11 protein-coding genes are annotated in these 12,719 nt (G+C 51.8%); 8 read left to right on the forward strand and 3 right to left on the reverse strand.

The genetic code is table 11. The annotated features are described in order from the left end of the window. A partial coding sequence (locus tag PsB1_RS01675; protein ID WP_284358656.1) for a response regulator occupies positions 1-792 on the forward strand: 792 nt, incomplete at its 5' end. Positions 793-812: 20 nt separating this feature from the next. Here the strand turns inward: PsB1_RS01675 and tig are convergent. After that, positions 813-2,405 (reverse strand): trigger factor, encoded by a 1,593-nt coding sequence (gene tig / locus PsB1_RS01680; RefSeq protein ID WP_284358657.1) that lies wholly within the window; start codon positions 2,403-2,405, stop codon positions 813-815. 250 nt (positions 2,406-2,655) lie between these two features. Between tig and cobT the strand changes: the two genes are divergently transcribed. After that, positions 2,656-4,614: a cobaltochelatase subunit CobT gene (gene cobT, locus PsB1_RS01685; protein ID WP_284358658.1), complete on the forward strand. Its 1,959-nt coding sequence runs from the start codon at positions 2,656-2,658 to the stop codon at positions 4,612-4,614. A 22-nt stretch (positions 4,615-4,636) separates the two neighbouring features. On the opposite strand, the gene PsB1_RS01690 is transcribed toward cobT, so the two are convergent. Both PsB1_RS01690 and PsB1_RS01695 read right to left on the reverse strand, forming a co-directional pair. Next, complete coding sequence (locus PsB1_RS01690; protein ID WP_284358660.1) at positions 4,637-5,986, reverse strand: amidohydrolase family protein; 1,350 nt, start codon at positions 5,984-5,986, stop codon at positions 4,637-4,639. Continuing rightward, positions 5,983-7,482, reverse strand: a complete 1,500-nt coding sequence (locus PsB1_RS01695) for an amidohydrolase (RefSeq protein ID WP_420887852.1) — start codon at positions 7,480-7,482, stop codon at positions 5,983-5,985. The genes PsB1_RS01690 and PsB1_RS01695 overlap by 4 nt, the downstream gene beginning before the upstream one ends. Positions 7,483-7,643: 161 nt before the next feature. Here PsB1_RS01695 and PsB1_RS01700 point away from each other — a divergent pair, with 161 nt between their 5' ends. The 6 genes from PsB1_RS01700 (at position 7,644) to PsB1_RS01725 (ending at position 12,714) form a co-directional block, all read left to right on the forward strand. After that, positions 7,644-9,503 (forward strand): ABC-F family ATP-binding cassette domain-containing protein, encoded by a 1,860-nt coding sequence (locus tag PsB1_RS01700; protein WP_420887853.1) that lies wholly within the window; start codon positions 7,644-7,646, stop codon positions 9,501-9,503. Positions 9,504-9,953: 450 nt separating this feature from the next. Then, the gene (gene ykgO / locus PsB1_RS01705; protein WP_085339923.1) at positions 9,954-10,079 is read left to right on the forward strand and encodes a type B 50S ribosomal protein L36; all 126 of its coding nucleotides are present in this window, start codon (positions 9,954-9,956) and stop codon (positions 10,077-10,079) included. 5 nt (positions 10,080-10,084) lie between these two features. Further along, a complete protein-coding gene (locus tag PsB1_RS01710) occupies positions 10,085-10,702 on the forward strand; it encodes an HAD-IA family hydrolase (protein ID WP_284358666.1) in 618 nt (205 codons plus the stop codon). Between the two features lie 106 nt (positions 10,703-10,808). Further along, positions 10,809-11,360 carry a tetratricopeptide repeat protein gene (locus PsB1_RS01715; RefSeq protein WP_284358668.1) on the forward strand — a complete coding sequence of 184 codons (552 nt, stop codon included), beginning with the start codon at positions 10,809-10,811 and terminating at the stop codon, positions 11,358-11,360. Next, entirely contained in the window at positions 11,357-12,346 is a 990-nt protein-coding gene (locus tag PsB1_RS01720; RefSeq protein WP_284358669.1) for an alpha/beta fold hydrolase, read from the forward strand. Before PsB1_RS01715 ends, PsB1_RS01720 begins: the two co-directional genes overlap by 4 nt. An 83-nt stretch (positions 12,347-12,429) precedes the next feature. Next, positions 12,430-12,714 carry a DUF2312 domain-containing protein gene (locus PsB1_RS01725; RefSeq protein WP_284358670.1) on the forward strand — a complete coding sequence of 95 codons (285 nt, stop codon included), beginning with the start codon at positions 12,430-12,432 and terminating at the stop codon, positions 12,712-12,714. Positions 12,715-12,719: the final 5 nt, after the last annotated feature.

Consider the following 12,719-nt stretch of genomic DNA (forward strand, 5'->3'; position numbering starts at 1 on the left):
ATTGAGAATAGCATCGCTAAAGCCCGTCTTATATCTCAAATGATTGTAAACACTGGCTGGGTCAGTCTTATCGCATTGGATTTAAAAACTGGACTGAACTTAATTGCCAATCAGTCCATGGAATTGGTGATTTCTGACCTGATGCTACCTGATTCAAAAAATGGTGGTGCGATAGCGCAAATTCGTGCCGCGTCACCAAAAGTTACTATCGCAGCCACAACTTCTAAGGGTGACCCTGCCATTTTTTCTAAATTGCTAGAGCGCGCTAAGGCGGATGGTGCCGAATTCATATTGCAAAAGCCCTTCTCACAAGAGCGATTACAAGAATTGATGGACAAAGTCTCCTCGCGTTTGGACCTAGGCAATCGACGCCCCCATGTCTTGCTCATTGAAACCTCTGCAGACCTCCATGCCATGTGCGAGATTGGGCTACAAACCAGCAATTACCGTGTTAGCGCTCAGTCGAATATTGAGGGTGCATTATTTGGTCAAGACAAACTTGATTTGGATGCGGTGATTGTAGAAATCGATAGCGGCAATATCCATAGTGCAGCTTTGCTAGAGATATTGCGCGCTGAATATCCAGTAGCTGCGCTGATTGCCATCTCCCAGCGGCCCAAAGGGGGTTCATCCCAGCGCATGTGGCTCAAATCACTTGAAACGGTTTCGGCAACAGCCTTGAATAAACCTTTTACCCCTGCCGAATTAGTGCGGGCGGTAAACCAAGGCAGAGCGCTGGCTGCCGCCGCTTTGTTGGAGGCGGCCAACCAAGCCGCATCAAGTCACATTTAATCGGGCAGGTATAATGGGGTTTAGTTTGCCTTCTTTTTAGCTGGTTCAGTTTTGTTGACGGCAGGTTTTGAGACAGCAGGTTTAGAGAGAGCAGGCTTTTTGACAGCAGGTTTAGAGACGGCAGGTTTATTTTCTGTGGGTTTAGAGACGTCTTTAGGCTTAGAAGCGGATGTGTCATTTTTACCCCTTTTGTGTGCAGTCTCAACGTGTGGGGCAATTTTCTTGACTTTGGCAGGAGCTTTATGAGAGGCCTTTTGAGTGGCTTTGACTTGGTTGACGAGAGGGGTTTCATCCTCGCTTTCTAGTTCGGCCCGGGAGACCTTCACATCGTTCACTTTGGCCATTTGCAACACAAAATCGACAACTTTTTCTTCATAAAGGGGTGCACGTAGGCTTGCAACTGCATTGGGGTTTTTTTGGAAGAACTCATAAACCTGACGCTCTTGACCCGGAAAACGGGCGGCTTCGGCCTGAACCGCGCGGGCAACTTCTTCATCTTTAACTTCGACGCCATTGATTCGCCCGACTTCGGCTAGAACCAGACCTAAACGCACACGGCGTTCGGCAATTCTAGTATATTCGGCCTTAAGCTCATCTTCGGACTTTCCCGCATCTTCAGGGTCTTCATTGCCTGCGGCTTTGTCCTCGGCCACTTGCGCCCAAATGGCTTCAAACTCAGCAGCGAGCATTTTGGGCGGCAAATCAAAACTATGGGTGTTGTCTAAGGCATCCAGTAAGGAACGCTTCGCCTTTTGCCTTGATAATTGGGCAAATTGGTCATGGATGTTCTTTTTGACAGCTTCTTTTAAGGTTGCAAGATCAGAGAGACCTATGGATTGTGCTAAAGCATCATCGATTTTGGAATCGACGGGTTTTTTAACTTCAGTAACCGTAACGTCGAAGGTCACGGCCTTACCAGCTAAAGTCGCAACCCCGTAATCGGTTGGGAAGGTAACATTGAGGACTTTTTCATCTTCGGCTTTCACCCCGATCAATTGATCCTCAAACCCTGGAATATAGCTATTGGAACCAAGAATGACGGTTGCTCCTTCAGCTTTACCCCCATCAAACTCAACGCCATTTAGTTTGCCCACAAAGTTACAAACAACCGCGTCGCCATGGGTGGCCTTGCCTTTTTTGGCCTCAAAAGACTTCGCCTGCTTGGCAATCTCGGCCAATGCTTCCTCGATTTCTGCCTCGGTAGCTTCTGCGACTGGACGGGTTATTGACAAAGATTGGATATCTACAGGGGTAAAATCTGGCATGATGTCTAGCTCAACATCAAAGCTCAAATCGGCTTTACCGTCCATTACTTCAGCCAAATTACCCAGATTTTTAACGTCTGGTTTGCTGGCCGCCCGGACCCCCTGATTGGTTATGGAACTTTCAACACCTTCTTGAACCAGTTCGTTTAATACATCACTCAATATGGACTTACCATACATACGCTTTACATGAACTATTGGAACCTTGCCTTTGCGAAAGCCCTTAATGTTCAATTGTGGGGCCAATTCTGCGATCTTGGCATCGGTGCGGCTGGCGATCATGGTGGCAGGAAAGGTAACACCATAAACACGGCAGAGGCCTTGAGCAGATTTTTCGACGATTTGCATGATATTGTCCCATTAAGGAAGCGGATTACGCGGGTTGATGGATGAGCGCTGGGGCCAAAGCCCGCAAGGTGGGCGGCTATGCCACGGAGGCGGGCAATTGTCTATGCCGGCGACAGCATGTGGTGCTGCTTCACGATAAAAAGCGTCCCTAAGATATAAGATACTTCAAGGTGCACCACATCCATTACTGAAATCAAGGTATACAAAGACGTGACACGCCAAGTGCGCCGGCTTATGTCTATTCTCAGCGATGACGAGTAAGGAAACCCCTCAGGATGTGTTTAAGCGTGTGGTGACGCACACGGCGCGTGCTTTGTCGCGCACACCCGATGTGGAGGTCAGTTTTTCCGCGGACGGACCCACAGTGACAGAACATCGACTAAGCCTGCCCCATCCGGCACGTGCCTTGGGTGAGCAGGAAGTGGCACGGTTACGTGGCCATGCCGATGCGGCGGCCCTTCGCCTCGCCTATCATGATTTAGGAGCCCATGCCGCCGCCATGCCAGAGGGGCCACGGGCGCGTGCATTGTATGAAGTAGCCGAGAAAGCGCGCATTGAAGCCATAGGCGCTTTGGCGATGCCCGGTGTTGCGCAAAATCTAACCGCAGCCTTGGCCGAGACATGCGAAAAAATGGGCTATGCCCGTATGCTGGATCGCCAAACAGCACCTTTGGCCGATGCACTGGGGCTGTTACTGCGTGAACGCTTAACGGGGCTAGTTCCCCCAGAAGCCGGTCAAGGCATTGCCGATCTGTGGCGCGACGAAGTGCTGACCAAAGCGGGCGATACGATCAAGCGCTTGCAAGAAACCTTAGACGATCAAAAAGCTTTTGCCGAAGTGGCGCATGACCTGATCCGCGATCTCGATCTAGGCGATGAATTGGGCAACAATCCTGACCCTGATGAGGGTGAGGGCGAAGAACCCGATGGGGCCGATCAACCACCCCCAGAGCCAAGTCACGATGAAACACAGGACCAAGAAGGCAGCGATCAGCAAGACAGCACCCAATCTGGTGACCAGCAGGGCAGCGAGCAAGAAGACGTGCAAGCTAGCATGGAAACCGACGATGCCGATAACACCGAAGAAGACGACAGCGATATAGATGAAGGAACCAATCCGGCGCGACCCAATTTCCGGGCCAGCGACGCCGATGGCTTTAGCTATAAAATCTATACCAAAGCCTTTGATGAAACCATAGGGGCTGAAGAATTATGCGACGGAGAGGAGCTTACCCGGCTTCGCAGCTATCTTGATGTCCAATTGACCCAATTGCAGGGCGTGGTCGGGCGTTTGGCCAACCGATTGCAACGTCGCTTGATGGCCCAACAAAACCGCAGCTGGCAATTTGACTTGGAAGAAGGCGTGCTCGATGTGGCCCGGCTGTCACGCGTGGTCACTGAACCCTTGGCCCCCCTCACCTTCAAAATGGAAGACGATATCGATTTTCGCGATACAATTGTCACGCTTTTATTGGATAATTCAGGCTCAATGCGGGGTCGGCCTATCATGATCGCGGCCATCTGCGCCGATATTCTGGCGCGAACTTTAGAGCGCTGCGGCGTCAAGACCGAGATTTTAGGCTTCACAACCAAAGCTTGGAAAGGCGGGCAAGCACGCGATGCGTGGATGAAGGCGGGCAAGCCTGCCAATCCCGGGCGCTTAAACGATCTACGCCACATCATTTATAAAAGTGGGGATGCGCCTTGGCGCCGCGCCCGACGCAATTTGGGCCTGATGATGCGCGAAGGCTTGCTGAAAGAAAATATTGATGGCGAAGCGCTTGATTGGGCACATGAACGTCTCTTGGGCCGGCCTGAACAGCGCCGAATTTTGATGGTGATCTCAGATGGTGCGCCGGTTGACGATAGCACGTTGTCGGTCAATTCAGGTGCCTATTTAGAGCGCCATTTACGCGACACGATTGCCAAGATCCAAGATTATAGCCCGGTGGAGTTGATCGCGATTGGTATTGGACACGATGTTACACGCTATTACCGCCGCGCGGTAACAATTGTGGATGCCGAACAATTGGGTGGAGCGATTGTTGATCAATTGGCCGAGCTTTTTGAAGAAGAACCTAAAGCAATGCGCTTGGCGCGTAGCTCAACTGGTCTGGCACGCAAGCCCAAAATCCCGCCCAGAAACCCGCCCAGAAACCCTCGAGGTGTTGAGGGTAAAATCGGCTCGCGCCCAGTTAGATCCAGCTAAATCGTGTAAAATCCGATTGAGTTTAGTTGCGATAAGCCGGGCGCGCTGATCCGTCGGCGCGTGGCTTGTAGCGCGTAGCGAGTTCTGTTGAGCGGCTGGTCAAAGCTTGCGAAACCCCACCAATATAGACTGCACTTGGATAGCTTTGCCCTTCCATCGGATCGCCCGTCCACACCACCACATCAGCAATCTTGCCAGGCTCTAGGGAGCCTAAATCCTTGTCAACGCCCCATATTTTCGCGGGATTTAGGGTGATTGAGGCCAGTGCAGCCTGATAGGGCAGGCCGTGGGCCACGGCTGTTCCAGCATTCATGCGGCTTTGGCGTAAATTGTTATAATCACGGCTACCCATGATCGAGACCTTCACACCCGCCGCGTTTAAAGCGGCGGCATTGCCTAAATGGGTGCCCAAAGTCTCAAAACTTGACGGAAGAGCTGCTTGCGCATCGATCATAACGGGAATGTTTTGAGCCGCAATATCTTTTGCAACACGCCAGCCTTCCTCTGCACCTTCCAGCACCACCAACAGCTTTTCTTCGCGGGCAAGCTTGAGGATTTGACGAATATCATTAGCGCTCGACACCCGTACCAAAAGAGGGGTTTTGCCTTGAACCACTGGGATTAAAGCTTCAAGGTCGAGGCGGCGGGCCAAAAGCTCACGGCCTTCGCCGCGATCATAGGCGGCGCGATTAGCGATGAAGTGGCGCACATCGGCTAAAACCTGCTTGAGAATAATCAAAGAAGCGCCGCGCGATCCGCCAGCGGCAGCAGCCGCTGTTTCCCCAAACTCTAACACCATCCCGGCATTGGACTTAAACACCATATCGGGTGCACCTGCGGCCAAGCTGATACCAATGCTTTGGCCAGCAAATAAAGTTGGGTCTTCTTCTTCATGCCCGCCAGCAGTTTGAAACGCGCTATCATCATGGGCATGGGCACCATTGCCACCCCGCCCCGCAACTGGGGTTAAAAAGGCGCGTGTGCTTCCATTTAACCTTGCAAGACCAATAGATGGGGCATCTGGATCAACCCCAGCAGCAGGATTAAAAGCGGCCCCAATCTGCCCACCGGCCCCATCATCACGCGTGGAGGGCACCTGCTCAATCTCAGAAATGCCCAAACTGGTGGACGCCAAAATCAAGCCGGGGGTGACGACCTTACCCTTGGCGTCGATAATCTGCGCATCGGCGGGCACTGTGACGCCGCTTCCAACCGCGACGATGCGGCCTTTGTCCATCACCAGCGTGCCTTGGCGGATTGAGCCTAATGGCCCTGCGGTTTCAATGCGGGCGTTGATAATCGCGATGGGTGCCGCATTTACCACGAGGGGTGAAGCGGTCATCAAGGCAAAGGAAAGAACTAAAGGTTTCATGGCTTTGCCTCCAAGCTAGGACGGCCAAGATCAAAGTCAGAGCGGGCGTGGGTCGCAGGATCGGCCCGATCATAGGCAATGCCGCCATCGACAAATACGGTTTGAGCTAAAGCGAATGTGGAGAATGGGTCAGCGTCCCACACCACAATATCGGCCATTTTACCAACTTCTATAGTGCCGGTTTTGTTGCCAATACCCATGGCGCGGGCCGGATTGGCCGTGATCCACTTAATCGCTTCAAGCCGCGAAACCGGAATGCCCGCGCGCGCCGCAGCCCCCATCGCCAAAGCAGCTTCTTGGTTGAGATGCTGGATCATGGTCGGGTCATCGGAATGGATGATGGCGCAAGCCCCATAGGCTTGGACAATACCCGCATTTTCGGCAATGCCGTCGAGCGACTCCATCTTAAAGCCCTGCCAATCGGCCCAAGTTGCTGCACAAATGTCTGCCTCTCTAAGGGCAGGGGCCAGCTTATAAGCTTCAGAGGCATGGTGAAACGTGGTGATTTTATAGCCAAATTCCTTGGCCATATCTATCATCAACGCCATCTCGTCAGCCCTATAGCAATGATTTTGAACCAGAATATCGCCGTTGAGCACACCTGCTAAAGTTTCCAGTTTCAAATCGCGCTTGGGTGGGTCGCCATCCGCTTTACCCGCATTGGCCTTGGCGCGATATTCTGCCCATTTGCGGTTGTAATCGGCAGCATCAATCCAAGCCCGACGCGCAACTGCAATATTGCCCATCCTTGTCGATGGCGCACGTGTCCGAGACCCATAAACGCGCTTGGGGTTTTCCCCACACGCCATTTTTAGTCCGTAAGGGGCACCAGGAAATTTCATGCCCTGTATGGTTGTGGCCGGCACATTCTTCAATGTAACGGAGCGACCACCAAATAAGTTAGCCGAGCCTGGTAGGATCTGAAGGCTTGTGACTCCACCTTCGCGCGCACGGTTAAAGCCTGGATCTTGTGGCCACACCGAATGCTCCGCCCAAACTTCAGCAGTATTGGGATCGGTTGCTTCGTTACCATCTGAATTGGCTTGCACGCCGGGGCTTGGGTAAACCCCTAAATGGGAGTGTATATCAATGAGGCCGGGCGTTACAAATTTAGCTTTCCCATCGATCCACTTAGCGCCTTCTGGGATGGCGATATCCTTGCCAACAGCCACGATTTTCCCGTCAGAGAAAACCACGCTGCCGCCTTCAATTTCTTGACCGGCCGCGGTCAAAATCGTGGCACCAACAATGGCTGTGGTCACACTGGGCAGCGGCTTATAGGTCGATGAAAAGGGATCTAGGCTGCCATTGCTATCTAGGCCTTTGGCGATCGGCTTAGCGACCACCTTCGGCTTTGGCAGTGCCTCGGCTTTTGATTTGGACGTGGAAGCTTGCACAGAAAAGCTGGAACCTGTTGTCGAGCAGCCTGTTGCAAAAATGCTAACGCAAGCCAAAGCCAGAATAAGTACGCTGGCACGTGGTGTGATTTGAGCCAAATTAACCCCCATTCAGAACGAGTAAGCAACACGATTAAGTTGTTTCGCACAAGTGCCGGGATTGCTGCGATACAGTGACTTGGCGTAAATCCGATCAAGTGGGTGTGGATGCCCTGTAGGGAGAGCTTGACCTTGAGGGCCCATAGCCACAACTGCCGCTTATGAGCAAAGACATTGTTATCCAACTCAAAAACATCGCTCTTAAACGCGGCGGCGCACCGGTTTTTTCAGGTATTGATCTATGCCTGCGGCGAGGCGAACGCGCAGCCTTGGTTGGGGCCAATGGCGCGGGCAAGTCCACGTTAATGGCGATTATGAGTGGGCAATTGGAATTTGATGGAGGTGAGCGGGTGGTTTCTAAGGGCGTGCATGCCGCCACCCAATCCCAAGAGCCAGACTTTAGTTGTGCATCTTCCTTGCTCACTTGGGCCAGCCAAGACGTCCCCCATGACCGCGATGAAGCCGCTCGCCTTAACGCCGCCGCAAGGGCATTGCATGGTTTTGGCCTCTCGCCAGAACAAAGCCTTGCTAGCCTGTCTGGGGGCGAAGCGCGCCGGGCTGCCTTAGCGCGCGCTTTTGCGGCGGATCCAGACCTTTTGATGCTGGATGAACCAACCAATCACCTTGATTTTGCAGCAATTTTAGACTTGGAGCAGCGGCTTAAGCAATTTTCGGGCGCGGTTTTAGTCGTCAGCCACGACCGCGCTTTTTTGAGTGCCATCTCAACCAATTGTCTATGGCTACGCAATGGTCAGATGCGCCGCTTGGATGCCCCTTTCTCCAAATTTGAAGCTTGGGCCGCGAGCATTGAAGAACAAGACCGCAAGGCACTTGAAAAGCTGGATAAAACGCTTGAAGGTGAAACCCGATGGTTAGCACGCGGGGTTACGGCGCGGCGCACCCGCAACGAAGGCCGTTTGCGCCGCTTAATGCAAATGCGTGAGACCCGCAGAAGCCAAGCCGCCTTAATCCGAAAGGATGCCCCTGCTCTGCAAGCCGATATCGGTTCAAGCTCTGGTCAATTGGTGTTTGAGGCCAAAGGGGTTTCCAAGGGCTTTAAAGGTCGCGGCGACGTGATCAAGAATCTCGATTTACGCGTCGTACGTGGCGATCGTTTGGGCATTGTGGGGCCCAACGGAGCGGGAAAATCAACCCTGATTAAGCTCTTGGTCGGCGAATTGGCCCCCGATACGGGCACCACCCGCTTAGGCAATAATCTGACCCTTGCCTATCTTGATCAATCGCGCGCCGCCCTCGATCCTAAGGCGACTTTGTGGGACACGTTCGCGCCTGCTGGCGGTGATCAAATCATGGTGCGGGATCGACCCAAACATGTTGCCGCTTATGCACAGGACTTCTTGTTTGATGGCCGCCAATTACGCCAACCCTTGGGTTCTTTCTCAGGAGGGGAACGTAACCGGGTTTTATTGGCTTTGACTTTAGCTAAACCCTCCAATGTCCTTGTCTTGGATGAGCCAACCAATGACCTTGATATGGAAACCCTGGACGTACTGGAAGATATGTTGGCCGATTATCGAGGTACCGTTGTTCTGGTCAGCCATGATCGCGCCTTCCTAGACGGTGTTGTTACTGCGACTTTGGCCCCATGTGGCGATGGCACTTGGATCGAAACACCCGGTGGCTGGTCGGATTTATTGCGCCAAGGTGTCCCATTTCTTGCTAAGTCCAATGACCCAAAGCCAAAATCAACCAGTGACCATTTAAACCAACCAAGACATAAAGCTGTCACAAAGCTCTCATTTAAAGATACGCATCGATTGGCTGAACTAGAGAGTTTGATCCCCAGACTGGAAGGTGATCGCGCAGGCTTGGAGACGATATTGAATAAGCCTGACTTATACCAGAGTGAGCCCGCTCGATTTGAAACCCTGTCTCATCAATTGATGAAGCTTGTATCTGATTTAAATGCGCTAGAGGACGAGTGGATTGAATTGCTTGAACTGAAAGAATCTCTTGGTTCTGTGATGCTGGACGAAACACATAAATCATCTAATTCATGAATGTATCGAGGTTTAACCTATGCGATTGATCCTGTCTCTTCTAGTCATTCTTGGCGTTTTGTTTTATTCAAACCCAACTGAGGAGCGTCTACGTGAAATCATGCGAGAGCAAGATAAGCTCTCGCTATATGCCGCTAGCTTCTTGCCGATCAGGCGCACAAATTATTATTTAGTCTCAAAGTTTGAAATCTCTTATCTTTTAGGCACAACAACATGTTGGGGGGCGGCCTATTCCGTGATTATTTGCCCAGAACCCACTAAGTCTAAAGCTAAGTCCTAATCTGGCCGAGTTCAGGCCGAGTTCAACCTCTTTTAGGCATAGGCAGCAAGACACATCGCGGACAAACCTGCTTCTGCGAATTGACTTATGACGCGCTGGCACGTATCAGCGCCGCTTTATTGCGTTGACGCTTAACAGCGCCCTGTGCGCGCCACCTTTGGAATACGAGCATGAAAGTGAAGAGCTCTATCAAATCACTCAAGACCCGCCATGCTGCGTGTCAGGTCGTGCGCCGTAAAGGTCGGGTCTATGTCATCAACAAGGTTGACCCACGCTTCAAGGCCAAACAGGGCTAAGCGACTTGTCTGCGCCCATCCGCGCAATACTCTATGATTATGGCAATGTCTTGGTGGGCTGGTCGCCGCGTTCTTTTTATGAACACATCATTTTAGACCCGGAGCGGTTAAATTTTTTCCTCGATCAAGTTTGCCCAATGTCATGGCACATGCTCCATGACCTAGGTCAGCCCATGGCCGTAACTATACCCAAACGTCAGGAGCTTTACCCAGAGTTTGCCCGTGAGATTGCGGCGTGGAAAACACATTTTGGGCAGATGATAACCGGCGAAATCACAGGCACTACCGCCTTGGTCGCGCATCTGGCCACATCGTCCATCCCCCAATATGTGCTGACCAATATGCCAAGTGAAATGGTTGAAACCTGCTTTGGTTCATTTGATTTTCCCAAATATTTTCAAGATGTCATCGTCTCTGGTGATGAAAAAGCCGCCAAGCCAGAGCGGCTGATCTTTGATATCGCCCTTAAACGCATGGGCGGGCTCAAAGCTAAAGAAGTGTTTTTTACTGACGATTCGCCGGCCAATATTGATGCCGCGCGCTCTTTTGGTTTTGTCACCCATTTATTTGAGCGACCAGAAGGGCTAAAGATGGCGATGCAAGAAGTAGGCTTGCCGGTTTGACGTTACCCCTCACTTGCGCGCATGATGAGATATGCGCGCACTACGATTTCTGCCATTTTTGTTCCTTCTGCCAGCTGGGGCGCTGCCGACCCAAATGGAACAACCCATGCACCCTCCAATCGATCAGGGTCAAGCCGATGCGCGGGTGACCGACCGGGGTGATTTAGATCTCACACCTGATCAAAACCTCAATCTCCTCTTTCAGGGGTTAGCGCGGAGTGGTTCTGCGGAAGAAGCGTCGCGCTATGAAGGTGAAATTATCTTGATCTTTAGCCGACATCCTTCACCGACTATTACCCTGTTAATGACTACGGCCGTCCACGCCGCGCAAATTGAAGATTACGAAACTGCGCGAAATGCTCTTCAATCGATTGGTGAGCTTGATCCCAATTTCTCAGAAGGTCAGGCGCGTCTGGCAGCCATTGCTTATCAAGATGGTGATCTTACCCAAGCCACCCTTTTGCTTCATAGGACTTTAGCTTTAGAGCCGCGTCATTTTGTGGCTTGGGCAGGGCTTGGTTTGGTTTTGGAAGATCAAGGCGATTACAAGGGTGCCGAACATGCCTATATGGAGGCATTGTTTTATCACCCCTATCTCGATAGCGCCAAACGCGGTCTGATGCGAATGGAAACTCAATTGGATGGGTTGTCGTTGTGATCCCTGAAATGATCGCCCGATTGGCACCACTTGGCGTGCTTTTGTTGTTGGTAGTTGTCTTTGGAATGACCTCGATTGCGTTGAGGCTTGCCCTGATCAATCGATCATGGCCGCCAATAGGGCGGTTTGTTGAAGCACGTGGCGTAAAAGCCCATGTGGTAGAACGTGGCGATGGACCTGAGATTTTATTGCTGCATGGCGCTGCGTCCAACGCCCGTGAGCTTTTCGCGGCTTTGGGTAACAAACTCACTAATCTGCGCCTTATAGCCCCTGATAGACCAGGGCTAGGGCATTCAATGCGCCCCCCTAATGCCGCAAGCTTAGGTGAGCAAGCAGCTTTCATTGCCGATATCGTTAGACAATGTGCAAACGGCCCTGTGGTGGGCGTCGGGCATTCATGGGGTGCTGGCGTTTTGTTGCGACTGGCACTTGATCATCCAAACTTGGTCAAGGCTTTGGTTCTGATCGCGCCGGTGTCACATCCTTGGGAAAGCGCACCATCCTGGCATAATCGCATCATTGGTTGGCCGATTTTGGGTTCGCTTCTGACTTGGATCTTGCCCCCCTTTTTGGGCCCTAAATTGGCACCAAAGGGCATTGTAAACAGCTTTGCACCAGGCCCAGTACATCCAGCCGATTACGGCGAAATCATCGGGACTCCTTTGATCTTTAGACCCCACGCTTATCAGGCCAATGCAGAAGATTTACGTGTAGGTAGTGTGCAAATGGGCCTGCAAGCACCCCGTTATGGCGAACTTAAACTACCCGTCACCATTATTTCAGGGCAAGGTGATATCATTGTTGATAATTCCATTCATGCGGCCGGCCTCAAACGCGATATACCTCATGCCCGAAGCTATCGCGTTGCACATGCTGGGCATATGCCCCATTGGGTGGACCCTGATTTAGTCGTGGGCATCATCCGCGCTTATGCCTATGATACGGCCCATGAAGAGACTTCTACCCAATTTCGTGCAGAGGCGTGATTGCGTGCATGATTAGGTCGGGTAAAACACAATCAACTAACTTCTCAGCAATCTCCCAATTTTGATGGCTTAAGGTTTCCTTTATGTATGATCTTGATGATGACCACAAAAACGTTTCGTCCCCTCAATCCTTGACGTCCTCGTCGAAGGAAAAACTACGCCAGTTTGTCGCGCGCATTGAAACCTTAGAGACCGAAAAATCCGAATTGGCAGAGCAGCTCAAAGAAGTTTATGGCGAAGCAAAAGCCTTGGGCTTTGATACCAAAGCGCTGCGCGCCGTGATCCGCCTACGCAAATTAGACGCCAATGACCGCGCAGAAGCCGAAATGATGCTGGACCTTTATTTGGAAGCTGTCGGCGAGATCTGAGGACG

It is taken from the genome of Candidatus Phycosocius spiralis, from assembly GCF_030158815.1.
Lineage (GTDB): Bacteria > Pseudomonadota > Alphaproteobacteria > Caulobacterales > Aquidulcibacteraceae > Aquidulcibacter > Aquidulcibacter spiralis.